Raw genomic sequence first — 26,200 nt, forward strand, 5'->3', positions numbered from 1 at the left:
TGCTCCGACCGGGCTCAGTGCTCTGTCACCTTGCCGTCCGCCACTTCCAGGCGGCGGGTCGTGCGGACCGCGTCCAGCATGCGGCGGTCGTGGGTGACCAGCAGGAGCGTGCCCTCGTAGGAGTCCAGGGCCGCTTCGAGCTGCTCGATGGCCGGAAGGTCGAGGTGGTTGGTCGGCTCGTCCAGGACCAGCAGGTTGACGCCTCGGCCCTGGAGGAGGGCCAGCGCCGAACGGGTGCGTTCTCCCGGGGAGAGGGTGGCCGCCGGGCGCAGGACGTGGTCCGCCTTGAGGCCGAACTTGGCCAGCAGGGTGCGGACTTCGGCGGGTTCCGTGTCGGGGACGGCCGCGCCGAACGCGTCCAGCAGCGACTCGGAGCCGTGGAAGAGCTTGCGGGCCTGGTCGACCTCGCCGACGACCACACCGGAGCCGAGCGTGGCGTGGCCGGCGGACAGCGGGACCCGGCCGAGGAGCGCGCCCAGCAGGGTGGACTTGCCGGCGCCGTTCGCGCCGGTGACGGCCACCCGGTCCGCCCAGTCGATCTGAAGGGTCGCCGGACCGAAGGCGAAGTCCCCGCGCCGTACCTCCGCGTCCCGCAGTGTGGCGACCACGGCGCCCGATCGCGGGGCCGCCGCGATCTCCATGCGCAGTTCCCACTCCTTGCGGGGCTCCTCGACGACGTCCAGCCGCTCGATCATGCGCTGCGTCTGCCGGGCCTTGGCGGCCTGCTTCTCGCTGGCCTCGCTGCGGAACTTGCGGCCGATCTTGTCGTTGTCGTTGTTCGCCTTGCGCCGCGCGTTCTTGACGCCCTTGTCCATCCAGCCCCGTTGCATCTGGGCCCGGCCTTCGAGTGCGGACCGTTTGTCGGCGTACTCGTCGAAGTCGTCGCGGGCGTGCCGGCGGGCGGTGTCACGCTCTTCGAGGTACGCCTCGTAGCCGCCGCCGTACAGCGTGATCTGCTGCTGTACCAGGTCGAGTTCGAGGACCTTGGTGACCGTTCGGGTGAGGAACTCGCGGTCGTGGCTGACGACGACGGTCCCGGCGCGCAGGCCGGAGACGAAGCGTTCGAGGCGCTCCAGACCGTCCAGGTCGAGGTCGTTGGTCGGCTCGTCGAGCAGGAAGACGTCGTAGCGGGAGAGGAGGAGGGAGGCGAGTCCGGCGCGGGCCGCCTGACCGCCGGACAGGGACGTCATGAGCTGGTCGAGACCGACGCCGAGGCCCAGGGAGTCGGCGACCTCCTCGGCGCGTTCGTCGAGGTCGGCGCCGCCGAGGTCGAGCCAGCGCTCCAGGCTCGTGGCGTACGCGTCGTCCGCGCCCGGCGCTCCGTCGACGAGCGCCTGTGTCGCCTCGTCCATGATCCGCTGGGCCTCGTCGACGCCGGTACGGCGTGCGAGGAAGTCCCGTACGGTCTCGCCCTCCCGGCGCTCCGGCTCCTGGGGCAGGTGCCCCACGGTCGCCGACGGCGGGGAGAGCCGCAGCTCGCCCGCCTCCGGGGTGAGGAGGCCCGCGAGCAGCCGCAGCAGCGTGGACTTGCCCGCGCCGTTGGCGCCGACGAGCCCGATCACGTCGCCGGGCGCGACGACGAGGTCGAGTCCGGCGAAGAGCGCGCGGTCGCCGTGTCCGGCGGTGAGATTCTTGGCGACGAGAGTGGCAGTCATCAGGAAGCCGATTTTAACGGCCCCCGGCCGCACCCCGCGCCGCCGCTCTCCGGGGCCCGCGCAGGCCTCGACCGCTGGGTCCGCCGCGGGCCCCGGACCGCGGGGCCGTCGCTCAGTGGGGCATCGCCGCCACCAGTACGCCGCCGGACGTGCGGGCCACGATGAAGGACTCCCCCTTCACCGTTCTGGCCTCCAGCGGGATCAGGTGGTGGCCGGGTTCCAGGATTCCGTCGAAGACGTCGTGCGCACGGGTGCGCGCCAGGCGGTCCAGGCGGTACGCGGTCAGCCGGACCCGGCAGGTGGAGGTGACCTCGACTCCGGCCTCGCCCTCGGCGGCGACGAGGCGGGTCAGCCGGCGCAGTTCCCGGGGGCTGCGGTCCAGGGCGTGCTCGATCTGGGCGACCAGCAGCGGAACGATCGGGGCCAGCCCCTCGACATGGGCGACGTCGACGCCCGCGCCCCGGAAGGACTCCCGTACGGCGGCCCGTTCCGCCTCGGGGACGGCCCGGCCGAACACCACCGCGCCGTAGGTGCGCAGTTCGTCCGCCGGCACCCCGGTGGCGTCGCGGGCGATGTCGGCGCCGATGCCGACGGCACGCAGGGCCGCGGCCGGCTTCGCCAGGAGGGCGCCCCGGGCCCCGATCAGCAGGACGCGGCGGCGGGAGCCCGCGTCACCGTCGAGCAGGGAGTTCAGCGCGTCGCGGTACTCGGGGCCGTGGAAGCGGAACGGCCCTATGCCGTGGTAGCCGTTGCGTTCCAGGTCGGCGCGTTCGCCGGTCTGCCAGGCGAAGTCCCGCCAGACGTAGTCGTCGCCGTCCCTCTCGATGAGTGCGGTGACGGCGCCGCACTCGATGCTCTCGCACTCGGGACAGCCGTAGATGACGTACCTGCCCCCTTCGAGCGGGGCGTCGGCCTCCAGGAGCAGGCCGCGCACCTGCGCGACGAAGATCGCGGGGGGTACGTCGGAGGCGAGCGGGGACACCGCGTCGAGGTCGGAGAGCTGGAACAGCAGCGGGCGTCCGTCGACGATGAAGTCGACGAAGTCCCGGTGTACTTGGTAGTCACCGTTGGCGAGGACTCCACCGGCACGCATCGCCGGTGCCAGGCCGAAGGTGGCGTACTCGGCAGACATACTGTGAGTATCCCCAGACAGAGAGTGATCCGACCACGGCATGACATATTCCGCTAACGTCCCGGCATGGAGAAGTCCGGAAGCGGCGATGTGATCGTGGTCGGCAGCGGGGTCGTCGGGCTCACGACGGCCGTGGTGCTGGCCGAGGCCGGCAGGCGGGTCCGGGTGTGGGCGCGGGAGCCCGCCGAGCGGACCACCTCGGCGGTTGCGGGGGCGCTGTGGTGGCCGTACCGCATCGAGCCGAAGGCGCTCGCCCGCACGTGGGCGCTCGTTTCCCTCTCCGAGTACGAGGAGCTGGCGACGCGGCCCGAGGAGACGGGCGTACGCCTGGTCGAGGGAGTCATGGGCGAGACGCGGCTGGACGAACTGCGGTCGTGGGCGGACCGGGTACCCGGACTGCGCGAGGCGACGGCCGAGGAGTACCCGGGGACCGGGTTGCGGGCGCGGCTGCCGTTGATCGACATGCCCGTGCATCTGCGGTGGCTGTGTGAACGGCTGCTGCGGGCGGGCGGGACGGTCGAGGAGCGGACGGTGACGGACCTCGCGGAGCCGAAGGCGGCGGTCGTCGTGAACTGCGCCGGCCTCGGGGCCCGCGATCTCGTTCCGGATCCGGCCGTACGGCCCGTACGCGGGCAGCTCGTGCTCGTCGAGAACCCCGGGATCCGTGAGTGGCTCGTCTCCACGGACCCGGCGGCCGGGACGACCACGTACGTCTTCCCGCAGCCGGACCGGCTGGTCCTCGGCGGCACCACGGACGACGACGACTGGTCGCGGGTTCCCGACCCGAAGGTGGCGGCGGAGATCGTCGAGCGGTGCGCGGCGCTGCGCCCCGAGATCGCCGGGGCGCGCGTGCTCGGCCACCGGGTGGGACTGCGGCCGGTACGCGACACGGTCCGTCTGGAGCGCGAAGTCCTTCCGGACGGACGGCTGTTGGTGCACAACTACGGGCACGGAGGTGCCGGGGTCACCGTGGCCTGGGGCTGCGCCCGGGAGGCGGCCGAACTCGTGGGTCCGACCGCCTCCGTCTGAACTCCGGCTGAACCTCCGTCAGGGGATCAGTGGGTTCTCCCCCGGGACGCGGAGCGCGCTGCGGGGGTCGCGTACGCCGTCCAGGACGGCTGCGGCCGGGGCCGCCGTGGAGCCCGCGATCGCCCGGGAGAAGGCGTCGGCACCGCCCACCAGCGGGACGCGGGCCGAGGTGCGCGCCAGGTCGAGGGCCAGGGTCGGGGTGCTGGAGGGCGGGTCGATCAGATCCTTGTCGGTGCCCGCGACGATCAGCGCGAGGCGGTGGCCCTTCGGGACGACATGGTCCGTGGCCGCCAGGTCCAGCGTGATGGTGTACGCCGTGCCCGGCGTGAGCGGGACGCCGTGGTCCGAGGCGTAGTCGCCGAGGTCGGCCCAGCCGCGGCTGAGGACCGTGTAGTCGACGTCGGTCCTGGCCGCCTCGGTCACCTGGTAGCAGGAACTGTCGCCGGCCGTGCTCGCGCCCCAGCAGGTGCGGTCGGCGAGGGTGGCGATGCCCTCGCCGGAGCCGGCGTAGTCACGGATGGTGTCCGGGCCGAGGTCGACGAGTACGGCCGAGAGATGGGCCGTCGAGGTGGTCGGCGTGGCGGTGACGGTCACCCTGGAGGAGCCGGAGATCCGCAGGTCGTGGGTGAGCGGCCCGGTGGTGAAGCCGGCCTTGTCCGGGGTCGGCCGGTCGACGTTCGCGGCCCAGTCGGTCTCGCTGAGCTTCGGGTCGTCGGTGAAGGTCTCCGTTCCGGACGCGCCGCGGAGTCCGAGGGTGCCGACGCCCGGCAGCGCGCCCGCGCCCGGACGCAGGATCGTGGCGCGGGTGGTGCGGGGCGGCCAGACGGCGGAGGTGGTCCACTGGTCCGGGTGGCGTTCGATGTCGGCCATGGGCTCGTGGTCGATGCCGTTGTCGTAGCCGAGGAGTTCGTGGTCGAACCAGCGGTGCAGGGTGTCGACCCAGGCGGCACGGCGGAAGTCGAAGGGGTCGACATGGCCGGTCTGGGAGAGCCAGATCTTGCGCTCGACACCGTGCTTGGCGAGGGCGTCCCACCACTGGCCGAAGTTCTTGGTGCGGACGTTGAGGTCCTGCATGCCGTGGACGAGGAAGACGCTGGCCTTCACCTTCGCCGCGTCCTTGACGTAGTCGCGCTCGGTCCACAGCGACGTCCAGTCGCCGGTGCGCGGTGCCCCGTCGACCAGCTTCCGCTGCACGGCAGCGCACTTTGCCTGGGCGTCGGGGCTGTCGACGTAGCCGGACAGCCAGTCGGGGCCCGAGTCGTAGAGCGGGGCGCCCTTGGCGAAGTAGTAGTCGTACCAGGAGGAGATGGCGCTGATCGGCACGACGGTCCTCAGGCCCTTGACGCCGGTGGCGGCGACGCCGTTGGCGATGGTGCCGTCCCAGCTCTTGCCGATCATGCCGGTTCTGCCGTTGGTCCAGCCGGCCCTCGCCGTGGCGGCGCCGGTACGGGTTGTGTAGCCCCTGGCGCGGCCGTTCAGCCAGTCGACGACCGCTTTGGCGGACTGGATGTCGGAGCGGCCGCCCACGTCGACGCAGCCGTCGGAGCGGTTGGTACCGGCGAGGTCGACGCCGACGAAGGCGTAACCGCGCGGCACGAAGTAGTTGTCGTAGAACAGCGGCATCTGGACGACGTGGCCGTTCGCGTCGTACGTCTTGACCTGGCTCTCGTTGCCGCGCCCGCAGCAGGAGTAGTACGGGCTAGCGTCCATGATCACGGGGACCTTGCGGCCCTGCCGGGCGAGTTCGCGGGGCCGGACGATGTCGACGGCGACCCTGTCGCTCCTTCCGTCGCTGTCACCGTCGAGACCGGTGTCGACCCAGACGGACTCACGGATCGCGTTCTCGTACGAATAGACCGGGGCGCTCTCCCGTGGGGCGCCGTGTGCGGCGACCGGAACGAGGAAGGCGGCCATCAGAGCGGCAACGGCCGCCGTCGCGAGCGATCTCCAGGTCATGAAGCGCGTGCGGCGTACTGGTATCGGCATGCGCGGAAGGTACCCCGGTCAACTCCCGTGCGACAGAGGGCAGATGAAAGACCCATGGGGCTGGATGACTCATGTCGGCCGAATGGCGATCGTGTGACAGGGGTGGCCGTGGACATGACTGGGGCCACCGGGACTGAATAGGCTCCGGAACGACTTCACGCCCCGACGACTTGGAGCTTGACGTGCACCGCAGACTCATCGCCCCGGGCGCCCTCGCCGCCTCCTTACTGCTGGCGATCCCGGCATCGGCGGCAAGTTACACACCGGGAGCACCGGGCATCGGCGACCCCTACTACCCGGCCTACGGCAACGGCGGATACGACGTCTCGCACTACGACCTGCGGCTCACGTACCAGCCGCGGACGGACGAACTGGAGGGCACGGCCACCCTCCTGGCGACCACCACGCAGGACCTGTCCCGGTTCGATCTGGACTTCCTGCTCGACGTGAGCGAGGTCCGGGTCAATGGCGCGAAGGCGTCGTTCGCCACCTCGGGTCAGCACGAGCTGGAGATCACGCCGGCCACGCCCCTGGCCAAGGGCACGCCGGTCACCGTCGTCGTCCGCTACAGCGGAGTGCCGTCCACGAAGAGCGCCTACGGCTTCTCGACCTGGCACCGCACCCCGGACGGGGCGGTCGCGGCGGACGAGCCCGAGTCGGCCTGGTGGTGGTACCCGAGCAACGACCACCCGCTCGACAAAGCGACGTACGACGTGTCCGTGGCCGTTCCGGACGGCACCCAGGCGATCTCCAACGGCACACTGCAGTCGACGAGTTCACGCCTCGGCTGGACCCGCTACAACTGGCGGTCCAACAAGCCGCAGGCCACCTATCTGACCACGCTGGCGGTCGGGAAGTTCGACATCACGACCAGCACGTCCGAGGGCGGTGTCCCGGTCGTCAACGCGTACAGCAAGGACCTCGGCGACAACGACGGAGCGGCGCGCGCCAGCGTCGAGCGCACGGGAGAGCTGGTCGACTGGCTGAGCGGCTACTTCGGGCCGTATCCCTTCAGCTCCGCCGGCGGGTACGTCCCCAACACCACCACCGGGTACGCGCTGGAGACCCAGACCCGGGTGTACTACAGCCCCCGGCAGTTCGCGAACGGCTCCAACACCTCCGTGGTCGTACACGAGTTGGCGCACCAGTGGTACGGCGACGACGTGTCCCTCAAGGGCTGGAAGGACATCTGGATCAACGAGGGCTTCGCGCGCTACGCGCAGTGGCTGTGGTCGGAGCACGAGGGCGAGGGCACGACGCAGGAGCTGGCGGACTACACGTACGCCTCACACCCGGCGGACGACTCCTTCTGGACGGTGGCGCCCGGCGACCCGGGACCGGACAACCAGTTCGACATCGCCGTCTACGACCGGGGCGCGCTGGCGGTGCAGGCGCTGCGCAACCAGGTCGGGGACGACACCTTCTTCACCATCCTGAAGGGGTGGCCGAAGGAGCACGCGTACGGGAACGCGTCGGTCGGCGACTTCCAGAAGTACGCGGAGCAGGTGTCCGGCACGTCGCTCGCGGCGCTCTTCGACACCTGGCTGTTCCAGCCGTCGAAGCCGGCGGCGCCCGCCGCGCGGAGCGCGGGACTCGCCCCCGCCTCGTCTTCGAAGGGCGCCGTGGCCAGGCCGAAGTCGTGGAAGAAGATCGCCGCCACTGACGCGGTCCACTCCGGCTGAGGCACCGGCCGCCCGCCCGACGGGGTCTCCGTCGTCGCCCGCCCCCGGCCCGCCCTCCCCCGTCGGGGACGGGCGGGCCCCGCCGGGGAGCGGGCGGCGGCCCGGACGCCGCCCGCGCGCCGAGGGCGGGTTGGCGTCAGCCACGAGCAACCGGCGGGCAGGCGACGGCCGTTGTACCGGCGATGCCTGCGACACCGGCGCGCGCCGAGGGTGGCTGGGTGGTAGGTCAGTGGCGGCTTGGAATCTCTTCCGACTCGGCTACCTGGGAAAGGAGTTCGTCGCGGCCGATGGCGTCCGCCCGGGTGGCGGGAACGGTGCAGGCGTAGGCGCCGGCCACCGCGCCGTACAGGGCGCAGCGCCCCAGGGGCTCGCCGGTCAGACGGCCGTAGAGGAAGCCCGCGGCGAAGGAGTCCCCGGCGCCGTTCGAGTCGACCACGGGCGTACGGGGCTCGACCGCCGGGATGTGGGTCAGCTCGCCGTCGGCCAGCAGGTACGCGCCCTCGGCGCCGGCCGTGGCGACGACCACCTCGGCCCGGCCCCGTTCCACGATCCGCCGCATGGTGCGCTCGGGGTCGGCGAGTGCGGTGGTGGAGACGAACACGATGTCGGCGGCGAACGCGAACGGTTCGTGGTACGGATTCTCGCCGTCCCAGTTGTGCAGGTCGGTCGAGAGCGTCACCCCGGACTCCCGGAGGGCCGGCAGGGCGAAGGCGCACGGGTGGGTGATGGACACATGCGCGTGACGGCTCGCCGAGGCCAGGTCCCGTACCGTCTTCTCGGGCAGCCGGTCCGCTTCGCGCGAGCGGCTGTCGTCGTACAGGGACAGCCTGCGTCCGTCGGGGCCGACGAGATTGACGGCGCGCTTGGTTCCGGCGGGCTGGGGGACCTCGGTGAGCGGGATGCCCCGGTCGCGGTGCAGGGCTCGTACGAGGTCGCCCTCGGGATCGTCGCCGAGCAGATCGAGGTGGTGCGTGCGCAGGCCGAGGGCGTGCAGGCCCAGCGCGACGAAGTCACCGGTCTGCCCGGCCCGGCTCTCGATACCGGGGCGGATCATGTAGCTGTCGGCGTAGGGAAGCGGCAGTTCGGGGACCTGGACGATGGTGTCCACCCCCGCACCGCCCAGGACGAGGACGTCGATGTCGCGGCTCATGACTCTCCCTCTCGGACGCGAGCAGCGAGTCAAGCAGGCGCCGACGATCACGGCAAGGAGTTGCAGAGACTTCCGCAAGTCGCTTGCCGCGCCGACCGGTCGACATCGGCCGCGGGTGCATGTCCGCGCACTGGCCCACGAGGTTGACCATGTCTCGGTCCACCGTGCCTGACGGAACATGACGGTCGTCGACTTCATGTCCACAGAAGGCGGAATGGGATGTGGCTGGCGGTGGGCCGGTGGAAAGCTCATATTCTGCGTCGTGGAAGTGACAAAGAACGGGGAGTCGCATTGAACCCCCGCCCTCACAGGAGAAGCCGGACTCCGCGGGAAACCCGAGCATACGCTGCCCGGGGGCCCAACTCGTCCAGGGCGGCGCATTCCGTCCGCGGCCGCAACGCGCCGCCGGGAAAGGCGCCTTGCGCAGCGAAGCTCGCCGAACATAGGGTTCCAGCGCATCTCATCAGCAACCGAATGCGCCCTAATTTTCACCTCGAAGCGACATCGGCTCCGTCTTCCGACAAATACCCAAAGCCGACTGTTCCTTCCCGGTTGTCCTGGAGTAAGAAAACACGTGATAACGAAGAAGGCAACGGACAACGCTTCCCGCAAGCGGGTGTCACGGCAGCGGCTGATCGGTTTAGCGGCGGCGGGCGCGCTGACCGCGGGAGCCCTGACCGCCCTGGTGCCGACGGCCGCACAGGCCACCGCGGCCGTACCGTCCGGACCGAGCGCGCGGCAGCACGCCTTCGCGGCCGCCGCCGCCAAGTACCACGTCCCCGTCGAGGTGTTGCTCGCCGTGGCGTACCAGGAGTCGGCGTGGGACGCCCACTCCGGCCGGATGAGCACCAGTGGCGGCTACGGCCCGATGCACCTCACCGACGTCACGCCCGCGATGCTGGCCAGCGGTCCGGCCGGGGCGGTGGGGCGGGCGGATCTCGGCGCGATGGCGAAGGACCCCTCCTTGCACACCCTGCGGGCCGCTGCGAGGCTCACCGGCCTGACCGTCGCCGACCTGCGCGAGGACTCTGCCGCCAACATCGCGGGCGGTGCCGCGCTTCTGGCCTCCTACCAGCAGGCCGTGTCCGGCGGCCGGCCCTCGGACGCCGGCCAGTGGTACGGGGCGGTGGCCCGCTACAGCGGCTCGTCGCAGAAGCGGGGCGCCAGGGCGTTCGCCGACCGCGTCTTCGCCACCATCAGGACCGGGGCCGCGCGCATCACCCCCGACGGCCAGCGGGTGTCGATGGGCGCGGACAGCAAGGTCCGCGTCGCCACCGGGCAGTTGAGCAGGCTCTCCCTGACCGGCACCACGGCGTCCGCGGCGACCGAGTGCCCGCCCGAGGTCTCGTGCACGTTCGTGCCGGCCGCGTCGGCCAACGGCCAGGTCTCCAGCCGGCCCGACAACGGCATCAGGATCGACACCATCGTCATCCATGACACCGAGTCGTCGTACGAGTCCGCCATCGCGACGTTCCAGAGCGCGAGCGGCAGTGCCGCGCACTATGTGATGCGGTCCTCGGACGGCGCGGTGACGCAGATGGTGCCGACCAAGGACATCGCCTTCCACGCCGGCAACTACTCGACGAACCTGCACTCCATCGGCATCGAGCACGAGGGTTACGCCGCGCACGGAGGCACCTGGTACACCGAGGCGCAGTACGAGGCCACGGCGTCCCTGGTGCGTTACCTCTCGGACCGCTTCGGCATACCGCTGGACCGTGAGCACATCATCGGCCACGACAATGTCGCCGGCCCCAAGTCCAGTCTCGTCGCGGGTATGCACTGGGACCCGGGCACTTCCTGGGACTGGGAGCACCTGATGAGCCTGCTCGGCGCTCCGGTGACGGGGGAGCACGGGGTCGGGCCGGTCGGTTCGGCGGTGACGATCACCCCCGGCTTCACCGGGAACCAGCAGACCGTGGAGATCTGCCCCGGCGACGACCCCACCGGCGCCACTCCCGCCTGCGCCCGGCAGCAGCAGTCCTCCAACTTCGTCTTCCTGCGTACCGCGCCCGCCGACACCGCCCCGCTCTTCGGCGACCAGGCCGTTCACCAGGGCGGAGACGGCACCGACCGGATCAGCGACTGGGGGTCCACCGCCCAGGCGGGACAGCAGTTCGTGGTGGCCGGCGTCGACGGCGACTGGACCGCCATCTGGTACAGCGGTGCCATGGTCTGGTTCTACAACCCGGACGGCATCAACACGACTCCCGCGCACGACGTGACGCTGGTCTCCGCCGCGGGCACCACGCCGGTGGCGGTCTACGGCTCCAGCTATCCCGACCGGGCGGAGTACCCGGCCGGGCTGTCTCCCTCCACGCAGGCAGCGATCAGCTACTACACGGTTCCCGCCGGTCAGGCGTACGTCGCCACCCGGCCGCCGGCCAACACCGACGACTACTTCACCTCCGGGGCGGTCGTCATCGGCGCCAAGCAGATGTACACCATCCAGTACAACCACCGGGTCGCGCTCGTCTACTCCGCGGATGTGGCGGCGACAGGCGTGTGACCACGGGCTCCGGCTCATCACACCGACCCGACGGATGACCGTCGCACCTGATCGCGTCGATCAGGTCGCGAGCGCTCGAAGAGAACGCGTCCGTGCGGGAAGGCCGTGAAGCCGGCCGCCCGCCGCACCCGTGCCCGGCACGTCTTCTGACGTGCCGGGCACAGAACTGTTCGGCGCCGGTCCCGGGCGGAGGCTTTCACAACACTGGTGGGACAGCAATACTGTTGCACCGCACCGTCACCGGTCACCATGGGCGTGCGCCGCACGACGCGAGAGGCGGGTACCTGCCATGACGACGGACACCGAGGAGCCGACCCTCACGGTCGACGAGCTGGCCGCGCGGGCGGGCGTCACGGTCCGTACGGTCCGTTTCTACAGCGCCAGGGGCCTGCTGCCGCCGCCCGTGATCGGCCCCCGGCGCGTGGGCCACTACAGCCAGGAGCATCTGGCCCGGCTCGCGCTCATCGAGGAGTTGCAGCACCAGGGCATGACACTGGCCGCGATCGAGCGCCATCTGACGCGGCTGCCGCCCGGACTGAGCGCGCACGACCTCGCCATCCACCGCGCCGTGGTGGCCTCCTGGGCGCCCGACGCGATGGAGGACGTGACCCGGGAGGAACTGGAGCGGCGGGCCGGGCGGGCGCTCGGCGACGCGGACCTGGAGCGGCTCGCCGCGATGAACGTCATCGAGCGGACGGGGGACTCCGTCCGGCTGGACCCCGGGCTGCTGAAGCTCGGCGTGGAGCTCCTGGACGTACCGATCGCGGACGAGGCGATCCTCGCCGCGCGGGCCGTCCTGCTGGAGCACTCGCGCGCGGCGGCCCACGAACTGTCCCTCCTGTTGCGCGACGCCGTGGGCGAACGGGAGTCCGTGGCGGCGGTGAAGTCGCTGTCGGCGCACATGCAGCCGCTGGTCGTCCAGGCGCTGCTGACCGCGTTCCAGCGCTCCCTGAAGGACGAACTGCGGGAGTGGCTCAAGGAGTCCTGATCCCGGGCCGGCCCGCCCCCGCGGCCCGAGCGGCGGCGTGGTCGAGGCCGGCGGCCGGGGCCGCGCGGGGCGTCGGTGTGCGGGGCGGGACCTCGACCTCGGTGTCCTCGGCGAGCAGGTCCATCGGCACGGACAGGAACACCGGGCCGACGGGCGGCCGTACGGCGAGGGCGCGGCGCACGGCGAGGGGCAGGTCACGGGCGTGCTGGACGTCGACGGCCGCTTTGACGGCGGGGCGGGCAGGCGCGACGAGGTCGCCCGACCGCATCGGGTCCTGCTGGAGATGGCGGCGCCCTCGTGGGTGCCGAGGATGTACTCCGGTGCGTCCTCGGCCTCCGCGAGGGCGGCCAGAAAGGTCAGTTCGGTGGTGCCGGGGTTGCCGAAGACGCGGTCCACGCCCTCGCCGCGCAGGATGTCCAGCAGAGCGAGGGCGGGACGGCGACCCATGGGGGCTCCTCGGCGTGGACGGGTACCGGTTCGCCGGTCGGCGTCCGGTGCCCGCCCCCGTGGAGCAAGCCCCTCATACCACTCGGCGACACGTCACCCCGTGACGTGGGCCCTGGCGTGGTGTGGCCCGGTCAGGACGCGTCGGTGAACCGCTCGCCCTTCTCCGCCTTCTCGACGAGCAGCGCCGGCGGGAGGAAACGGTCCCCGTAGCGCTCGGCGAGCTCCCGCGCGCGGGCCACGAACGCGGCCGGTCCGGTACCCGTCGCGCCCTCGTAGCCGTTGATGTACTGCAGGACACCGCCGGTCCAGCCCGGGAAGCCGATGCCGAGGATGGACCCGATGTTGGCGTCGGCGACGGAGGTCAGGACGCCTTCCTCCAGGAGCCGGACGGTGTCCAGCGCCTCGGAGAAGAGCATGCGCTCCTTCATGTCCTCGAACGGGATCTCGTAGCCCGCCTTCGTGAAGTGCTCGCGCAGTCCCGGCCACAGCCTGCCGCGCTTGCCGTCCTCCGCGTACTCGTAGAAGCCCGCGCCGCCGCTGCGGCCGGGGCGCCCGAACTCGTCGACCATGCGGTCGATGACGGCCTCCGCGGGGTGGGTCTCCCAGGTGCCGCCCGCCTCCTCGACGGCCTGCTTGGACTCCTTGCGGATCTTGCGCGGCAGGGTGAGCGTGAGCTCGTCCATGAGGGAGAGCACCTTGGCCGGGTAGCCGGCCTGGGCGGCGGCCTGCTCGACGGAGGCGGGCTCGATGCCCTCGCCGACCATCGCGACGCCCTCGTTGATGAAGTGCCCGATGACCCGGGAGGTGAAGAAGCCGCGCGAGTCGTTGACCACGATCGGGGTCTTCTTGATCTGCCGTACGAGGTCGAAGGCACGGGCCAGTGCCTCGTCGCCGGTGCGCTCGCCCTTGATGATCTCGACCAGCGGCATCTTGTCGACCGGGGAGAAGAAGTGGAGGCCGATGAAGTCCTCCTGCCGCTCCACGCCCTCGGCGAGCGCGGTGATCGGCAGCGTCGAGGTGTTGGAGCAGAGCAGGGCGTCGGGCTCGACGATGCCCTGGATCTCCTGGAACACCTTCTGCTTGAGCGCGGTGTCCTCGAAGACGGCCTCGATGACGGCGTCACAGCCCGCGAGGTCGTTCGGGTCGGCGGTGGGCGTGATGCGGGCGAGCAGCTCGTCGGCCTTCTCCTGGGTCGTACGTCCCCGGGACACGGCCTTGGCGCAGAGCTTCTCGGAGTACGCCCTGCCCTTGGCCGCCGCGTCGGCGGAGACGTCCTTGAGGACGACGTCGATGCCCGCGCGGGCGCAGGAGTACGCGATGCCCGCGCCCATCATCCCGGCGCCGAGGACGGCGACCCTGCGGACCGGGCGCGGCTCGATGCCCTGGGGGCGGTTGGCGCCGGAGTTGACGGCCTGGAGGTCGAAGAAGAACGCCTGGACCATGTTCTTCGACGTCTGACCGGTGACCAGCTCGGTGAAGTAGCGGGCCTCGATGACCAGCGCGGTCTCGAAGTCGACCTGGGAGCCCTCGACGGCGGCGGCGAGGATGTTGCGCGGGGCCGGGTAGGGCGCGCCGCCGAGCTGCTTGCGCAGGCTCGCCGGGAAGGCCGGAAGGTTGGCGGCGAACTTCGGGTTCGAGGGGGTGCCGCCGGGGATCCTGTAGCCGGGGACGTCCCAGGGCTGCCTCGACTCCGGGTTCGCGTCGATGAAGGCGCGGGCCTTGGCGAGCATCTCCTCGGGGGTGGCGGCCACTTCGTGGACGAGACCGTTCTCCAGGGCCCGCCGCGGCGCGTACTGGGTGCCCTGGAGCAGCACCTTCAGGAGGGCGTCCGCGATGCCCATGAGGCGGACCGTGCGGGTGACACCGCCACCGCCGGGCAGCAGGCCGAGGGTGACCTCGGGCAGGCCGATCTTGGAGCCGGGCGCGTCGAGGGCGACCCGGTGGTGGGAGGCGAGGGCGATCTCGTAACCGCCGCCGAGGGCCGCGCCGTTGATCGCGGCGACGACCGGCTTGCCGAGAGTCTCGATGCGGCGCAGCGAGGACTTGATGGCGGTGCTTTCCTCGAAGACCTGCTGGGCGTCCTCGGGACCCGCCTGGATCATGTCCTTGAGGTCGCCGCCCGCGAAGAAGGTCTTCTTGGCGGAGGTGTAGATGATGCCGCGGACGGAGTCCTTCTCGGCCTCGGCGCGCTCGGCGACCGCCGCGATCGAGTCCTTGAAGGCCTGGTTCATGGTGTTCGCGGACTGGTTGGGGTCGTCGAGGACGAGGGTGACGACGCCGGTCTCGTCCTGTTCCCAGCGGATGGTGGTGGGCTCAGTGCTCATCAGGGGATGCTCCGTAGATCCTTGATCCGTTGGGGAGGTCAGACGCGCTCGACGATCGTGGCGATGCCCATGCCGCCGCCCACGCACAGGGTGGCGAGGCCGTACCGCTTGTCCTGGCGCTCCAGTTCGTCGACGAGGGTGCCGAGGATCATCGCGCCGGTGGCGCCGAGGGGGTGGCCGAGGGCGATGGCGCCGCCGTTGACGTTGACCTTGTCCAGCGACAGGCCCATGTCCTTCACGAAGCGCAGGACGACGGCCGCGAAGGCCTCGTTGATCTCGACGAGGTCGATGTCGTCGATGGTCAGGCCGGCCTTGGCGAGCGCCTTGCGGGTCGCGGGCGCGGGCCCGGTGAGCATGATGGTGGGCTCGGACCCGGAGACGGCCGCGGAGACGATCCGCGCGCGCGGGGTGAGGCCGTAGCGCTCGCCGACCTCTTTGGAACCGATGGCGACCAGCGAGGCGCCGTCCACGATCCCGGAGGAGTTGCCCGCGTGGTGGACGTGGTCGATCTGCTCGACCCAGTGGTACTTCTGCAGCGCCACGGCGTCGAAGCCGCCCAGTTCGCCGATGTCGGCGAAGGACGGCTTCAGCCTGGCGAGCGAGTCGGCGGTGGTGCCGGGGCGCAGGAACTCGTCGTGGTCGAGGACCGTGAGGCCACTGCGGTCCTTGACGGGGACGACGGACTTCTCGAAGCGGCCGTCCTTGACGGCGGCGGCGGCGCGCTCCTGGGAGAGGGCCGCGTACTCGTCGACATCGCGGCGGGAGAAGCCCTCGATGGTGGCGATGAGGTCGGCGCCGATGCCCTGCGGCACGAAGTTGGTGGCCAGGTTGGTCATCGGGTCCGCGAACCACGCGCCGCCGTCCGAGGCCATCGGCACCCGCGACATCGACTCGACGCCGCCCGCGAGCACCAGGTCCTCCCAGCCCGAACGGATCTTCATCGCGGCCAGGTTGACGGCTTCCAGGCCCGAGGCACAGAAGCGGTTCTCCTGGACGCCGGCCACGGTGTCGGGCAGTCCGGCGGCGATCGCCGAGATACGGGCGATGTCGGAGCCCTGGTCGCCGACCGGGCCGACGACGCCGAGCACGATGTCGTCGATGGCGGCCGGGTCGAGGCCCGGGAGGCGCCGCTGCACCTCGTGGATGAGCCCGACGACCAGGTCGATGGGCTTGGTTCCGTGCAGGGCGCCGTTCTGCTTGCCGCGACCGCGCGGGGTGCGGATCGCGTCGTACACGTACGCTTCGGTGCTCACTGGTCAGCCTTTCGGGGAGGGTTAGCCGAGCAGGGAACGGCCGATGATCTCCTTCATGATCTCGGTCGTCCCGCCGTAGATGGTCTGGATGCGTCCGTCGGTGAAGGCCCGTGCGACCCGGTACTCCGTCATATAGCCGTAGCCGCCGTGCAGTTGGAGGCACCGGTCGGCCACCCGCTTCTGCAGTTCGGTGGCCCACCACTTGGCCATCGAGGCGTGCACCGCGTCGAGTTCGCCGTTCGCGTGGTCGACGATGCAGCGGTCGAGGAAGGTGCGGGTGACGGCGCACTCGGTGGCCATCTCGGCTATCTCGAAGCGGATGTGCTGGAGTCTGGCGAGCGGCCGCCCGAAGGCCTCGCGCTCCTTCACGTACTCCGTGGTGATCTCCAGCAGGTGTTCGGCGGCGGCGATCCCGGCCACCGCGATGCCCATGCGCTCCTGTGCGAGGTTCGTCATCAGGTGGACGAACGCGCCGTTCAGCTCGCCGAGCAGGTTCTCCTTGGGCACGCGCACGTCGTGGAAGAACAACTCGGCCGTGTCCTGGGCCTTCTGGCCGATCTTGTCGAGGTTGCGGCCGCGCTCGAAGCCCTCCGTGCCGCGCTCGACGACGAGCAGCGACAGCCCGTGCGCGCCGCCTTCGGGGGTGGTCTTCGCGACGACGATCACCAGGTCGGCGAGGATGCCGTTGGAGATGAAGGTCTTGGAGCCGTTGAGCAGGAAGTGGTCGCCCTTGTCCTCGGCGTGGGTGGCGATGCCCTGGAGGTCGGATCCGGCGCCGGGTTCGGTCATGGCGATCGCCGTGATGACCGTGCCGTCGCAGAAGCCCGGCAGCCAGCGCCGCTTCTGCTCCTCGGTGGAGAGGTCCGTCAGATACGGCCCGATGATGTCGTTGTGCAGTCCGAGGGCGAGACCCGCCGCTCCCGCGCGGGTGAACTCCTCGGCGAGTACGGCGCTGTAGCGGAAGTCGGTGGTGCCCCCGCCCCCGTACTCCTCGGGCACGGCGAGTCCGAGGAGGCCCTGCCTGCCGGCCGCCCGCCACGCCTCGCGCGAGACGATGCCGTCCTTCTCCCACTGCTCGTAGTGCGGCAGCACCTCCTTGGCGAGGAAGGTGCGCACGGTCTCGCGGAACGCGTCGTGCTCGGCGGTGAAGATCTGCCGCTTCATGCGGGAAACGCCTTCCTGGAGGTCATACGGGGGAACCCTGGCAGCGGGCGGCTCCCGGGGATCGCGAGGGCGCGTACGGGCGCCTGGTCCGCGCCGGGGACGGGCGGTCGGGTGGGCTCCATCAGCCGCCGTCCTTCGTCAGCCGGGGTACGTCCCAGTCACGGGCCACGTCCGCGGTGTCGACGCCCGGCTGGGCGGGTCCGCCGCGGACCGAGGTGGGGGTGGCCGAGAAGCGCGGCGCGGGGGCCGGCTGGGTGATGCCGCCGTGGTCCACGAAGGTGCCGCGGGCGGCGAGGTGCGGGTGTGCCGGGGCCTCGCGGAGCGACAGGACCGGCGCCACGCAGGCGTCCGAGCCCTCGAAGACGGCGGTCCACTCGTCTCTCGTACGGGTCCTGAAGCGGGCGGCGACGCCCTCGCGCAGCTCCTCCCAGCGGGCCGGGTCCCTGCGGGCGGGGCCGAGTTCGGGGATGCCGAGCAGTTCCACGAACTCGTCGTAGAAGTGCTGCTCCAGCGGGCCCACCGCCATGTGCCGGCCGTCCGCGGTCTCGTAGGTCCCGTAGTAGGGGCAGCCGCCGTCGAGGAGGTTGGCGCGGCGCCGGTCCTGCCAGGCGCCCGCGGCCATCATGCCGTGGATCATCGTGGAGAGGTGCGCGGTGCCGTCGACGATGGCCGCGTCGACGACCTGCCCGGCGCCGGTCGCGCGCGCGTGGTGGAGGGCGGCGAGGACGCCGACGACGAGATAGAGGGAGCCGCCCGCGTAGTCGCCGAGGAGGTTCGCGGGGACCGACGGCGGCTCGTCCGGCTCGCCGATCATGCCGAGGGTGCCGGTCAGCGCGATGTAGGCGATGTCGTGTCCGGCCCGGTGGGCGAGGGGGCCTTCCTGGCCCCACCCGGTCATGCGGCCGTAGACGAGCCTCGGGTTGCGGGCACGGCAGGCCTCGGGGCCGACGCCGAGCCGCTCGGCGACGCCGGGGCGGTAGCCCTCGATCAGGATGTCGGCGCGTTCGGCCAGGTCGAGAACGCGGGCCGGGCCGTCCTCGGACTTCAGGTCGATGATCACGGACCGCTTGTTGCGGTTGGTGGTGTCGTAGGCCGGGTCGACCCCGATCCCGGGGCCGCCGGGCCGGTCCACCCGGACGACGTCCGCTCCGAGGTCGGCGAGCAGCATGGCGGCGAACGGGCCGGGGCCGATGCCCGCCAGTTCGACCACGCGCACCCCGGCGAGGGGGCCGTGTCCCGGTGTTCCTGCCACTGTCATCAAGCCCCCAGCACTGTGACACCACTGATGTGACATCAGTGATGTTAAGAACGTGTTCCACTCCGGGCAAGACCCTGGCGAGCAAGCGCTTAGTTAAATTCGCGGTTCCGGCCTCGGCGCCGGTCGGTCCAGCTCCGCGATCAGCTTCTTGGGCGCTATGACGCGGTAGCTCTCCTCGACCCAGTCGCACAGCAGCTCCGCAGCGGGAGCCCCTTGCTCCTCCAGGGGTATGCGGACCCAGCCGGCCTTGCCCAGGCCGTATCCGGCGGGCTCGGCGCCGGGGGAGGTGAGCGCGTGGGCGTGGGCCGCCTCGTCCTTGATCTTCACCGTGATGCCCAGGGGATGGCTGCCGTCGTCGAGGCCGAGGAAGACGAAGACCTTCTTGTTGACCTTCGCGACGGTCTCGCCCCAGGGGAACTCCTCCGTGGCGCCGGGCAGGCCGAGCGCGTACTCGCGCACCTTCTGCCACTTTTTCAGCGCGTTTTTCGACACGGCCACGGCTGCCTCCGGCCTGTTCGTGCGACCTCGTCGTCCGACTGTTCGTACCTCACGCTAGCCTCAGCCACCGACAACGGCGCTTCGCGCACGACGTGGCGGGCGGGCACCGCACGATCGAGCGCAGCCGACAGTGCGGAGGGTGTCATGAGCAGGCTGATCGAGTCGGACCGCGCGTACGACATCGTGCTCTTCGGAGCCACGGGGTTCGTCGGGGAACTCACCGCGGAGTACCTGGCCGCCCACGCGCCCGAGGGACTCCGGTGGGCGATCGCCGGGCGCAGCGCGGAGAAGCTGGAACGGCTGCGGGAGCGGCTCGGCGGCGCGCCCGGTGTACTGCGGGCGGATGTGACGGACCCGGAATCGGTACGCGAACTCGCCCGACACGCGCGCGTGGTGGCCACGACGGTCGGGCCGTACATCACCTACGGGGAGGACCTGGTGGCCGCCTGCGCGGATGCCGGGACCGACTACCTGGACCTGACCGGCGAGCCCGAGTTCGTGGACCTGATGTACGTCCGGCACGACGCCCGCGCGCGGGAGACGGGCGCGCGGCTCGTGCACGCCTGCGGCTTCGACTCCATCCCGCACGACCTGGGTGCCTACTTCACCGTGCGGCAGCTCCCGGAGGACGTGCCGCTGCGGGTGGACGGATTCGTGCGCTCCCAGGCGATGTTCTCGGGCGGCACCTTCGCCTCCGCGCTCAACCAGTTCGCCCGGGGCCGGCACATGCTGGCCGCGGCGCGGGAGCGCGGGCACCACGAACCGCGCCTGATGGGGCGGCGGGTCACGGCACCGCTGGGCGCGCCGCGGTTCGCCGCGGAGGTCGGGGCGTGGGCCCTGCCGCTGCCCACGATCGACGCCCAGGTCGTGCAGCGCTCGGCGCGGGCCCTGGCGCGGTACGGGCCGGACTTCCGCTACCGCCACTACGCGGCCGTCGAGCGGCTGCCCATCGCCCTCGGCGGGGTCGCCGGAGTGAGCGCGGTCTTCGCCGCCGCCCAGCTCCCGCCCGCGCGCCGCTGGTTGTCCGACCGGATCAAGCCGGGCGAGGGGCCGAGCGCCGCACGCCGTGCGAAGAGCTGGTTCTCGGTGCGCTTCGTGGGCGAGGGCGGCGGCAAGCGCGTGTTCACCGAGGTCTCGGGCGGCGACCCCGGCTACGACGAGACCGCGAAGATGCTCGCGGAGTCCGCGCTGTCCCTGGCCCTCGACGAGCTGCCGAAGACGTCCGGTCAGGTCACACCGGTGGTGGCGATGGGCGACGCGCTGCTGGAACGGCTCGGCGCGGCGGGGATCACCTTCCGGGTGGCGGCGGTCCGGTAGGGCCGGGAAGTCCGGTGGGACCCGGAAGAACCCCGAAGGGCCGGGGGCCGGGTACTCCGGTGGGTGCGACGCGGGCGTGAGGGTCGGGTGACCCTCACGACGCCCAGGCCATGACCGTGTAGATCATCCCGCCCATCCAGGCGAGTCCGGCCGGAACGGCGAGGACCAGTGCGGCCGTCACGGCGCGTCCGGCGGGCCGAGCGGGGTCAGCGGCGGGCTTCGGGGCACGGTGCGTCGTCATACGGATCAGCTTGCCGATCATCGCGGCTTCATACATCCGTACGAGTACTCAGAACACGTACTCAGACCGTGCCGGCCGACGCGTGGGAGACATCAGGCGGCCCGGCGCGTGAGGGCGTCGGGCGGGCCGGCACGTGAGGGACGCCGGTCGGACCGGCACGTGAGGGACGCCGGTCGGACCGACTCGTGGGAGACATCGGGCGGTCGGCGCGTACGGGACGGCCGGGCGGCCGGCGGGTGAGGGACGCCGGGCCGGCCAACCGTCCGAAGACGTCAGGCAGTTGCCTCCTGGAGAGCCCGTCTGCACAGGGCGTCCGCGCGCCGGGTGGATTCCGGCAGACGGTATTTCGGGGTGAGCGCGAGGGTGTGCGCGCAGGCGTTGTCGAGGTCCACCCGGTGGCCGACGGACACGAACACGGGCTTGATCCCGTGCTGGGTGCGCAGTGCTCGGCCCACCTCGTCGGTGCCGGCGAGCAGCGGTGCCGCGCTGCCGCGCCGGACGCCCGGCTCCTCGTAGGTGAAGGCGAACGGGTTCTTGGCGACGCCGATCGTGGGGAGCCCGGTGAGGACGCCGAGGTGACTGGCGAGGCCGAAGCGGCGCGGGTGGGCGAGTCCGTACCCGTCACAGACGACCAGGCCGGGCGGGCAGGGCAGGGCGTCCAGCGCGGCCAGCACGGTCGGGATCTCGCGGAAGGCGAGCAGTCCGGGGACGTACGGGAAGGAGACCCGGCCGGCCGCGGTGGCCTCCGCCACGACGTCGAGGGTCGCCGCGTCGAGGACGACGGCCGCCGCGACCACGACGTCCCGCTCGTCGTCGTAGGCGACGTCGACGCCCGTGACCAGGCCGGTGCCGGGCGGCGGGCCCGGTTCGTCGAGCACCACGCGTTCGCGCAACTCGTCCTGCACGACGCGGGCTTGCTCCTCGGTGGCGGGCCAGCCCGCGGGAATCCTCACGGTCGTCATGATGGAACGAGCCTAGGCGAGTGACGGACATCCCCGGCGGTGGGGTCTGCGGCTCACCTCACCGGGGCCCGCGGTCTCACCTCACCGGGGCCCGCGACGGAGTCGGGCGGGGGCCGGTTCAAGCCGGAACCGGCCGGGCCCGAGCGTGCCCGCCGGCTGTCCCGGTCATCCGCCGGCGACGCGCTCGGCGAGAATGCGCCGCACGGCGTCCGGGTCGTCCGGAGTGATCGTGGGACGCACATGGCGTCCCAGATCCATCACGAGCGCCATGTCCTTCCCGGGGCGCCGCGGATCGAGGTTCCACCAGTGGACCAGGTCACCCGACCCCCAAATACGCCACTTCCGGACCGAGTTCGCGCCGGTCAGGGGAAGCGTGGTGACCCCTCTGATCGAGGTGTAGGGGATCCTCTTCGCCCCCCAGGGGTAGTAGCGGCGGACGGTGAGGCCCTGCTCGTCGCAGCGGATCACCCCGTCGTCGTACGGAGTCGCGCTCTCGTGGCTCAACTGCATCTCCTGGTGGTCACCGTGGGCCGGGAAACGGACGGGCATGGACGGGAACGGACGGTCACGTCAGGGGACTTCGGGCGGGAGGACGAAGATTCCGGCCACCTTCTCCTCGGCGTCGAACGCGACCCGGGCCTTCATGTCACCGGCCTCGTAGTTCAGGGGGATGTCGACGACGGTGTGGTCGCCGACGCGCCGGACGAACGGCTCGCCCTGCGCGAATCCCTCGAACGCGCCGACGAGTCCGGCGACCGTGGCCAGGCCGTCGGCCCGGACCTTGTCGGTGAACGCCTCCAGGACCTGCGCGTTGAACGACGGACGGGCGTCGTCCATGCGGTCTTCGAGGACGGCCGTGACGATCGCGAGGGCGCGTTCCGCGGCGTCGGTCATGTGCACTGTCTTGTCCATGGGTTCTCCGGTGCGAGGGTCGATGGGCTTGCCGAACCGCTGGAAGGCGGCCTGACGGGTGACTCCGAGCAGGTCCCCGATCTCCTGCCAGGTGTGGCCGGCGTCGCGGGACTGCTGGACGCACAGCTTGAGCACCTGTTCCCCGAGCGCGTCGATGTTCTGGGCGCGGCCGACCAGGTCGAGGTAGGCCGGCGGGGTCAACGGGCTGCCCAGAGAGGCGGCCAGGGCCGACGCCCGCTCGGCGAGCAGGGCGCACGCGGCGGCGAGGGACGGCGAGGAATCGGTCACATGTAAAGGATGCCTTTACACGACGAGGCACGTCAAGGATGCCTTTACAGCCCCGTCTGCCGGAGGGTGAGTCCTCGCTTGCCGGAGCGTGAGCCCTCGTCCGCCGGACATCGAGTCCTGGTCCCCCGGAGATCGAATCCTCGCCCCGGACAGGACGCCGAACCCGCACCAAGGGACGCGGAAACCGGTCGGCGGGCCGGCGGTAGGCTCGCGATCATGTTCGTACTGGAGCTCACCTACACCGCGCCGCTCGAAGCCGTCGACGCCGTCCTGGAGGCCCATGTCGCCTGGCTCGACGAGCAGTACGCCGCCGGGCACTTCCTCGCCTCGGGGCGCAAGGACCCACGCGACGGAGGCGTGATCCTGGCCGTCGCGGACGACCGGGCGCGGATCGAGGAGATCGCCGCGGGCGACCCGTTCGTCACGGCCGGCGTGTGCGCGTATCGCGTCACCGAGTTCGTCGCGACGAAGACGGCACCCGGCCTCGAACGGTACCGCGAACCGCTCGGCTGAGGCGCTCGCCCGCCCCGGCCGAGCACCCGCCGGAGCCGTTCCGTGTCGCTCCCCGGGGGCCCTCGACGGTACGCCGGACAGAACCCGGGCACCGACCGGGCACGGCGGAACGGCCGACGGCGTGCCCGGGAGGGCCTGCGCACGGCTCAGCGTTCCAGCCGGGCGACCCGCCCCTTCTCGCCGGAGGCCCAGCAGCCCAGGTCCGGGGTGCAGTCCACCGTGTCGTACGAGCCGGTGTCGAGGGTGCGCCAGGTGCGGCCGGCGTCGGTCGTCAGGTCGGTGCCCGTGGGACCGACCGCGAGGGCGGCGGTGCGGCTGTGCGGAAGCCAGGTGACGCCGGAGCGGTAGGCGGGCGGGGGCCGGTCCGCGGTCGTCCAGGTGCGGCCGCCGTCGCGGCTGACCGCCGCGGCCTGCGGTGAGGCCTGGTCGGCACGGTAGTCGCCGCCCACCGCGAGACCGTGGACGCGGTCGCGGAAGGCGAGGGCGAAGACACCGCGCGCCGGATCTCCCGCGGGTATCGGCGTGTCGGCGGCGGTCCAGGTCAGTCCGCGGTCCGCGGAGTGCAGCACGCGCGCGTGCGCGCCCCCTCCCGTGGCCAGCCACACATCGCGGGGCCCCGAACCCACCAGGCACTGGCCGCTCGCGGCGAAGCCCGCCTCGCCGTCCTGAGCGGCGGGCATCCCGTCGCCGGGCAGCACCTTCCAGGAGCGGCCGGCGTCGCTGGTCGACAGGATGCGGAACCTGCCGTCCACCGGGTCGCTCACCGCCAGGCCGTGCCGCCGGTCTAGGAAGGTGAGGCAGTCGTAGAAGGCCTTGGGGTCGGTGTTGCGGAACGATTCGCTCCAGGTGGCGCCGCCGTCCTCGGTCCGGTAGACGCGGGACGCCTCGCCCTCGCCGATGGCCAGGACCACCGCGCGCCGCGCGTCGAACGCCTCGATGTCACGGAACTCCAGGTCCGCGGCCCCGGCCGGCGACACGTTCCGCCAGCGCGCGCCGCCGTCTGTGGTGCGCAGCACGGTGCCCTTCGAGCCGGCCACCCACGCGGTGTCCCCGTTGACGGCCGAAAGGCCCCGCAGCCGTACGTCCGTACCGCTGTTCTTGAGCGCCCAGTGCGGGGTCCGGGCCGCGTCGCGCGCCGCGTCGCGCGCCTGTGCGGGTGCCGCCACCGCGAGTGCCGCGGCGAGCGCTGCCGCCCCCAGTCCCACGCCGATCGTCCGGCTCGTACGTCTCGTCTTCCCCAAGCCCCTCATGGCGGGCGAAGCTAGTCCACTCCCCCGATGGCGTCTATATGGCCTCCCTCGGGAACCTCGGGCGCCGCCCGGGTGTCCTCTTCGGTGTCGGGTGAGTGCGGAACGGAAAGGGATCACCACGGTCGGGGAAAGTGGATCTCCCCGGTGCAACACTCGGTGACAGAGGTCACTCGGCCCAGAGGTGCACGCGCCGGGTCATTCTTCCGTCTCTTCAATTGACCGGCTTCATCCGCCCGGAGTTCGTTCAGCCGTCACAAGGGAGCAAGGCGTTGTCCACCGTCATCGAGCAGCCCGTAGAGGCCCGCCTCGTCGCCGCCGCGCCGCGGATGCCGAGCATTCCGGCCACGCTCCACTACGACCGGACCGACCCGTTCGCCGTCCGCATGACCTTCCCCGCCCCCGCCACGCTCGAAGGCGTGGAGGTCTGCTGGACCTTCGCCCGCGAGCTGCTCGTGTCGGGCCTCGACGACTCGGTGGGATACGGCGACGTGCGGGTGCGGCCCTACGGATACGACCGCACCGTGCTGGAGTTCCACGCCCCCGAGGGCACCGCCGTGGTGCACATCCGCTCGGGCGAGGTGCGGAACTTCCTGCAGCAGACGACCGAGTTGGTGCCGGTCGGCCTGGAGCACCTCCAGGTGGACCTGGACCACGATCTGGCGGAGCTCATGCGGGGCACCTGCTGAAGCGGCGCCGGTCCCTTCCGCGCCGTCAGCCGGCACGGCCCATCAGGGCGTTGAGCCCCGCGTAGTCGAGGCCGCCGGCCGGGGTCTCGTAGGTCCCCGTGCCCAGCAGCTCCCGCGCGGCACGCATGACCAGGGAGTGCGCGGCCACCGCGATACTCGAACCCGCGCTGATCCGGGCCACCCCGAGTGCGGCCAGCTCGTCGACGGACGGCGCTCCCGGGCCCACCAGGATGTTCAAGGGGCCCTCGATGCCCTCGACGAGCGCCTTCACGATCACCGGATCGACGGTTCCGGGGACGAAGACGCCGTCGGCTCCCGCGTCGAGGTAGGCGGCGGCCCTCCGAAGGGTCTCGTCCACCCCGCCGGCGCCGCGCAGGAACGTGTCGATGCGGGCATTGACGAACAGCGGCACGTCCGCCGCGTCGGCGGCCGCACGGACTGCCGCGATGCGCTCCGCCTGTTCCTCCACCGCGCGCAGCGGCCCGGCACCCTCCGCGTAGAGGGCGTCCTCGATGTTCACGCCCACCGCGCCCGCCGCCAGCACCGCGCGGACGGTGTCCCCCACACCCTGGGCGTCGGGCGCGTATCCGCTCTCGATGTCGGCGCTGACCGGCACCCGGACCACGGCGGCGATCCGGGCCACGGCCGCGAGCGCGTCCGCCCTGTCCAGCCGGTCCCCGTCCGCCGTGCCCAGCGCCCAGGCCAGCCCGGCGCTGGTCGTCGCGACCGCCGCCGCGCCGGCCTCCTCGACGATCCGGGCGCTCGCCCCGTCCCAGGCGTTCGGCAGGACGAGGGGCCGGCCGGGCACATGCAGGGCACGGAGGGCGAGGGCGGACGCGCGGAGCTGCTCGGTGTCGGTCATGGACACAAGCCAAACACGGGCCGCGAGACGGGGCTGGCAGGAATCCGACGTGTACGTGGCACCGCGCGCCGCTCTCCGCTCTCCGGGGCCGCGT

At 71.7% G+C, this 26,200-nt stretch carries 23 protein-coding genes and 1 pseudogene; 7 read left to right on the forward strand and 17 right to left on the reverse strand.

All coding sequences use genetic code 11. From position 1 onward, the window contains the following. Positions 1-14: 14 nt before the first annotated feature. Both ACIQRL_RS28125 and ACIQRL_RS28130 read right to left on the reverse strand, forming a co-directional pair. Positions 15-1,655 (reverse strand): ABC-F family ATP-binding cassette domain-containing protein, encoded by a 1,641-nt coding sequence (locus tag ACIQRL_RS28125; protein WP_401336776.1) that lies wholly within the window; start codon positions 1,653-1,655, stop codon positions 15-17. Between the two features lie 112 nt (positions 1,656-1,767). After that, a complete protein-coding gene (locus ACIQRL_RS28130) occupies positions 1,768-2,787 on the reverse strand; it encodes an oxidoreductase (RefSeq protein ID WP_401336778.1) in 1,020 nt (339 codons plus the stop codon). 66 nt (positions 2,788-2,853) lie between these two features. Here ACIQRL_RS28130 and ACIQRL_RS28135 point away from each other — a divergent pair, with 66 nt between their 5' ends. Then, a complete protein-coding gene (locus ACIQRL_RS28135) occupies positions 2,854-3,816 on the forward strand; it encodes an FAD-dependent oxidoreductase (protein WP_401336780.1) in 963 nt (320 codons plus the stop codon). Between the two features lie 18 nt (positions 3,817-3,834). On the opposite strand, the gene ACIQRL_RS28140 is transcribed toward ACIQRL_RS28135, so the two are convergent. Then, positions 3,835-5,802: a Xaa-Pro dipeptidyl-peptidase gene (locus tag ACIQRL_RS28140; RefSeq protein ID WP_401336781.1), complete on the reverse strand. Its 1,968-nt coding sequence runs from the start codon at positions 5,800-5,802 to the stop codon at positions 3,835-3,837. A 182-nt stretch (positions 5,803-5,984) separates the two neighbouring features. Here ACIQRL_RS28140 and ACIQRL_RS28145 point away from each other — a divergent pair, with 182 nt between their 5' ends. Beyond that, positions 5,985-7,484 carry a M1 family metallopeptidase gene (locus tag ACIQRL_RS28145; protein ID WP_401336783.1) on the forward strand — a complete coding sequence of 500 codons (1,500 nt, stop codon included), beginning with the start codon at positions 5,985-5,987 and terminating at the stop codon, positions 7,482-7,484. A 226-nt stretch (positions 7,485-7,710) separates the two neighbouring features. Here the strand turns inward: ACIQRL_RS28145 and ACIQRL_RS28150 are convergent, their stop codons facing one another. Continuing rightward, complete coding sequence (locus ACIQRL_RS28150) at positions 7,711-8,634, reverse strand: adenosine kinase (RefSeq protein WP_401336784.1); 924 nt, start codon at positions 8,632-8,634, stop codon at positions 7,711-7,713. Between the two features lie 577 nt (positions 8,635-9,211). On the opposite strand from ACIQRL_RS28150, the gene ACIQRL_RS28155 reads away from it, so the two are divergent. Together ACIQRL_RS28155 and ACIQRL_RS28160 are read left to right on the forward strand one after the other, a co-directional pair. After that, positions 9,212-11,143 carry an N-acetylmuramoyl-L-alanine amidase gene (locus ACIQRL_RS28155; protein ID WP_401337043.1) on the forward strand — a complete coding sequence of 644 codons (1,932 nt, stop codon included), beginning with the start codon at positions 9,212-9,214 and terminating at the stop codon, positions 11,141-11,143. A gap of 289 nt (positions 11,144-11,432) precedes the next feature. Further along, positions 11,433-12,131, forward strand: coding sequence for a MerR family transcriptional regulator (locus tag ACIQRL_RS28160; RefSeq protein WP_401336786.1), 699 nt, complete (start codon positions 11,433-11,435; stop codon positions 12,129-12,131). Here ACIQRL_RS28160 and ACIQRL_RS28165 read toward each other — a convergent pair. The 7 genes and pseudogenes from ACIQRL_RS28165 to ACIQRL_RS28195 form a co-directional block, all read right to left on the reverse strand. Further along, positions 12,118-12,399 carry a hypothetical protein gene (locus ACIQRL_RS28165; protein WP_401336788.1) on the reverse strand — a complete coding sequence of 94 codons (282 nt, stop codon included), beginning with the start codon at positions 12,397-12,399 and terminating at the stop codon, positions 12,118-12,120. The genes ACIQRL_RS28160 and ACIQRL_RS28165 overlap by 14 nt on opposite strands. 71 nt (positions 12,400-12,470) lie before the next feature. Beyond that, positions 12,471-12,578 (reverse strand): annotated as a pseudogene (locus tag ACIQRL_RS28170) (hypothetical protein); the annotation flags it as partial. Between the two features lie 131 nt (positions 12,579-12,709). Then, complete coding sequence (locus tag ACIQRL_RS28175) at positions 12,710-14,902, reverse strand: 3-hydroxyacyl-CoA dehydrogenase NAD-binding domain-containing protein (RefSeq protein WP_401336789.1); 2,193 nt, start codon at positions 14,900-14,902, stop codon at positions 12,710-12,712. 38 nt (positions 14,903-14,940) lie between these two features. After that, on the reverse strand, positions 14,941-16,155 hold the full coding sequence (locus ACIQRL_RS28180; RefSeq protein WP_401336791.1) for an acetyl-CoA C-acetyltransferase: 1,215 nt from the start codon (positions 16,153-16,155) through the stop codon (positions 14,941-14,943). A gap of 21 nt (positions 16,156-16,176) precedes the next feature. Continuing rightward, positions 16,177-17,319, reverse strand: coding sequence for an acyl-CoA dehydrogenase family protein (locus ACIQRL_RS28185; protein ID WP_401336793.1), 1,143 nt, complete (start codon positions 17,317-17,319; stop codon positions 16,177-16,179). A gap of 121 nt (positions 17,320-17,440) precedes the next feature. Beyond that, positions 17,441-18,577 (reverse strand): CaiB/BaiF CoA transferase family protein, encoded by a 1,137-nt coding sequence (locus ACIQRL_RS28190; protein ID WP_401336795.1) that lies wholly within the window; start codon positions 18,575-18,577, stop codon positions 17,441-17,443. 93 nt (positions 18,578-18,670) lie between these two features. Beyond that, the gene (locus ACIQRL_RS28195) at positions 18,671-19,075 is read right to left on the reverse strand and encodes an MmcQ/YjbR family DNA-binding protein (protein ID WP_401336796.1); all 405 of its coding nucleotides are present in this window, start codon (positions 19,073-19,075) and stop codon (positions 18,671-18,673) included. Between the two features lie 144 nt (positions 19,076-19,219). Here ACIQRL_RS28195 and ACIQRL_RS28200 point away from each other — a divergent pair, with 144 nt between their 5' ends. Beyond that, positions 19,220-20,392, forward strand: coding sequence for a saccharopine dehydrogenase family protein (locus tag ACIQRL_RS28200; protein ID WP_401336798.1), 1,173 nt, complete (start codon positions 19,220-19,222; stop codon positions 20,390-20,392). Positions 20,393-20,486: 94 nt separating this feature from the next. Here ACIQRL_RS28200 and mmpA read toward each other — a convergent pair whose 3' ends face one another. The 4 genes from mmpA to ACIQRL_RS28220 all read right to left on the reverse strand — a co-directional run bounded on the left by mmpA (position 20,487) and on the right by ACIQRL_RS28220 (position 22,795). Then, entirely contained in the window at positions 20,487-20,633 is a 147-nt protein-coding gene (gene mmpA, locus ACIQRL_RS28205; RefSeq protein WP_401337045.1) for a morphogenic membrane protein MmpA, read from the reverse strand. Positions 20,634-20,905: 272 nt separating this feature from the next. Further along, positions 20,906-21,595, reverse strand: coding sequence for an endonuclease V (locus tag ACIQRL_RS28210; protein WP_401336800.1), 690 nt, complete (start codon positions 21,593-21,595; stop codon positions 20,906-20,908). 165 nt (positions 21,596-21,760) lie between these two features. Continuing rightward, on the reverse strand, positions 21,761-22,144 hold the full coding sequence (locus tag ACIQRL_RS28215; protein WP_401336801.1) for a hypothetical protein: 384 nt from the start codon (positions 22,142-22,144) through the stop codon (positions 21,761-21,763). A gap of 21 nt (positions 22,145-22,165) precedes the next feature. Then, positions 22,166-22,795 carry a DUF3887 domain-containing protein gene (locus ACIQRL_RS28220; protein ID WP_401336803.1) on the reverse strand — a complete coding sequence of 210 codons (630 nt, stop codon included), beginning with the start codon at positions 22,793-22,795 and terminating at the stop codon, positions 22,166-22,168. Between the two features lie 216 nt (positions 22,796-23,011). On the opposite strand from ACIQRL_RS28220, the gene ACIQRL_RS28225 reads away from it, so the two are divergent. Beyond that, positions 23,012-23,308 (forward strand): YciI family protein, encoded by a 297-nt coding sequence (locus ACIQRL_RS28225; RefSeq protein ID WP_401336805.1) that lies wholly within the window; start codon positions 23,012-23,014, stop codon positions 23,306-23,308. Between the two features lie 146 nt (positions 23,309-23,454). Here ACIQRL_RS28225 and ACIQRL_RS28230 read toward each other — a convergent pair whose 3' ends face one another. Next, positions 23,455-24,558, reverse strand: coding sequence for a WD40/YVTN/BNR-like repeat-containing protein (locus ACIQRL_RS28230; RefSeq protein WP_401336806.1), 1,104 nt, complete (start codon positions 24,556-24,558; stop codon positions 23,455-23,457). A 269-nt stretch (positions 24,559-24,827) separates the two neighbouring features. Here ACIQRL_RS28230 and ACIQRL_RS28235 point away from each other — a divergent pair, with 269 nt between their 5' ends. After that, on the forward strand, positions 24,828-25,244 hold the full coding sequence (locus ACIQRL_RS28235; RefSeq protein ID WP_401336808.1) for an SsgA family sporulation/cell division regulator: 417 nt from the start codon (positions 24,828-24,830) through the stop codon (positions 25,242-25,244). A 25-nt stretch (positions 25,245-25,269) separates the two neighbouring features. Here the strand turns inward: ACIQRL_RS28235 and ACIQRL_RS28240 are convergent, their stop codons facing one another. Next, on the reverse strand, positions 25,270-26,106 hold the full coding sequence (locus ACIQRL_RS28240) for an isocitrate lyase/phosphoenolpyruvate mutase family protein (RefSeq protein WP_401336810.1): 837 nt from the start codon (positions 26,104-26,106) through the stop codon (positions 25,270-25,272). Positions 26,107-26,200 lie beyond the last annotated feature (94 nt).

This window comes from Streptomyces sp. NPDC091209 (assembly GCF_044757755.1).
GTDB lineage: Bacteria > Actinomycetota > Actinomycetes > Streptomycetales > Streptomycetaceae > Streptomyces.

Excerpts from the sequence above, each read along its gene's own strand:
- ACIQRL_RS28240 (WP_401336810.1), bottom strand. The coding sequence starts at position 26,106 with ATGACCGACACCGAGCAGCTCCGCGCGTCCGCCCTCGCCCTCCGTGCC.
- ACIQRL_RS28225 (WP_401336805.1), top strand. The coding sequence starts at position 23,012 with ATGTTCGTACTGGAGCTCACCTACACCGCGCCGCTCGAAGCCGTCGAC.
- mmpA (WP_401337045.1), bottom strand. The coding sequence starts at position 20,633 with ATGACGACGCACCGTGCCCCGAAGCCCGCCGCTGACCCCGCTCGGCCC.
- ACIQRL_RS28165 (WP_401336788.1), bottom strand. The coding sequence starts at position 12,399 with ATGCGGTCGGGCGACCTCGTCGCGCCTGCCCGCCCCGCCGTCAAAGCG.
- ACIQRL_RS28125 (WP_401336776.1), bottom strand. The coding sequence starts at position 1,655 with ATGACTGCCACTCTCGTCGCCAAGAATCTCACCGCCGGACACGGCGAC.
- ACIQRL_RS28130 (WP_401336778.1), bottom strand. The coding sequence starts at position 2,787 with ATGTCTGCCGAGTACGCCACCTTCGGCCTGGCACCGGCGATGCGTGCC.
- ACIQRL_RS28215 (WP_401336801.1), bottom strand. The coding sequence starts at position 22,144 with ATGCCCGTCCGTTTCCCGGCCCACGGTGACCACCAGGAGATGCAGTTG.
- ACIQRL_RS28230 (WP_401336806.1), bottom strand. The coding sequence starts at position 24,558 with ATGAGGGGCTTGGGGAAGACGAGACGTACGAGCCGGACGATCGGCGTG.
- ACIQRL_RS28150 (WP_401336784.1), bottom strand. The coding sequence starts at position 8,634 with ATGAGCCGCGACATCGACGTCCTCGTCCTGGGCGGTGCGGGGGTGGAC.
- ACIQRL_RS28175 (WP_401336789.1), bottom strand. The coding sequence starts at position 14,902 with ATGAGCACTGAGCCCACCACCATCCGCTGGGAACAGGACGAGACCGGC.
- ACIQRL_RS28190 (WP_401336795.1), bottom strand. The coding sequence starts at position 18,577 with ATGACAGTGGCAGGAACACCGGGACACGGCCCCCTCGCCGGGGTGCGC.
- ACIQRL_RS28135 (WP_401336780.1), top strand. The coding sequence starts at position 2,854 with ATGGAGAAGTCCGGAAGCGGCGATGTGATCGTGGTCGGCAGCGGGGTC.
- ACIQRL_RS28160 (WP_401336786.1), top strand. The coding sequence starts at position 11,433 with ATGACGACGGACACCGAGGAGCCGACCCTCACGGTCGACGAGCTGGCC.
- ACIQRL_RS28200 (WP_401336798.1), top strand. The coding sequence starts at position 19,220 with ATGAGCAGGCTGATCGAGTCGGACCGCGCGTACGACATCGTGCTCTTC.
- ACIQRL_RS28140 (WP_401336781.1), bottom strand. The coding sequence starts at position 5,802 with ATGCCGATACCAGTACGCCGCACGCGCTTCATGACCTGGAGATCGCTC.
- ACIQRL_RS28210 (WP_401336800.1), bottom strand. The coding sequence starts at position 21,595 with ATGACGACCGTGAGGATTCCCGCGGGCTGGCCCGCCACCGAGGAGCAA.
- ACIQRL_RS28185 (WP_401336793.1), bottom strand. The coding sequence starts at position 17,319 with ATGAAGCGGCAGATCTTCACCGCCGAGCACGACGCGTTCCGCGAGACC.